The sequence below is a fragment of the Actinomyces oricola genome, from assembly GCF_004104015.1.
Lineage (GTDB): Bacteria > Actinomycetota > Actinomycetes > Actinomycetales > Actinomycetaceae > Actinomyces > Actinomyces oricola.
The window spans coordinates 1-1,171 of record NZ_RYFV01000068.1; the positions used below are offsets into that span (position 1 = coordinate 1).

A 1,171-nucleotide genomic window follows, 5' to 3' on the forward strand; every position below is an offset into this window, starting at 1 on the left:
CATTCATACGATTTGCTCGTGAAATGGTGGATTTCGGCGACCGCGTCCTGCGCGCGCCGCTTCGGGCGGAACCCGTACGAGCACGACTGGAAGTCTGCCTCGAAGATGGGTTCCAGTACCAGCTTCAACGATGCCTGGACCACCCGGTCGGCCACGGTTGGGATGCCCAGTTTGCGCAGCTTCCCACTGGCTTTGGGGATCATCACCTCCCGTACCGGCACCGGCCGGAACTCCCGCGCCTTCAACGTGGCCCGGAGGTCCCGCAGGAACATCTCAACCCCGCTCCCGGAGCGGATCCGTGCCACAGTGGCACGGTCAACTCCGGGTGTCTTTGACCCTTTGTTCCCAGCGACGCGTTCCCACGCCATCGTCAGGAATGCAGGGTCACAGACCAGGTTCCACAGGTCATCAAACCGGCGGCCATGATCCTTGACCGCCCAATCATGCAATTTGGTCTGCATCCTCCGTACCGTCAGATACGCCCGACCCTCGCCGGGCCACCCGTCGACGCCGGTATTCACCAGCGCTTCTTCGGACATTACAGCTCCTCCTTGCCTTCTCTCACTGCCGCCCTTCCCCATGTGACTGGCTTTCCCAGCCTCGCAGTACTACGACGGCTCCGCCCCACCCACACCCTTCGGCTGGCAACGCGCCTATCCCCACTCAAGCGGGGAACAGGTACCGGTGGTTCCCACGTTCACTGTTGTTCGGTTGACGGACCAGGTGCCCGGCTTTGCCCCTGCGGCCTCGTCGTGGCTACGCCGTAGACCTTCACCACGACCTACCGGACCCGACACATTCACCGTTCCGGATAGTTCCCCACCGCGGCCCCTGCCTGACAGGCCCCACGGCAGGTACGCACCGCACTCCAGCCCTGATCCACCGGGTTCGAGCTGGTCGACGATCTAGAGGCTTTACGACACCGGTTCCTCTCGTACACCTTCCCATCTTGCACACCAGACCCGGCCTATCCGGTAGTACTAGACCGTCCTGACTATGTCACGGCTGCTCCCACCCAACCTCAGCGTTCCCCAAGGCCAGACTGCCGCCAGCTTCGCCCAGCCGCTACGACGGCCAGGCCATGCAGGTCTCTCACCTCCATCCGAAACAACAACGCCTCGTGGCGCACAACATGCTCATCGACCCCGATTACCCCAACCCGGTCGAACCT

At 62.9% G+C, this 1,171-nt stretch carries 1 pseudogene; it reads right to left on the reverse strand.

From position 1 onward, the window contains the following. Positions 1 to 539: pseudogene (locus EUC46_RS12425) on the reverse strand (hypothetical protein); the annotation flags it as partial. Positions 540 to 1,171 lie beyond the last annotated feature (632 nt).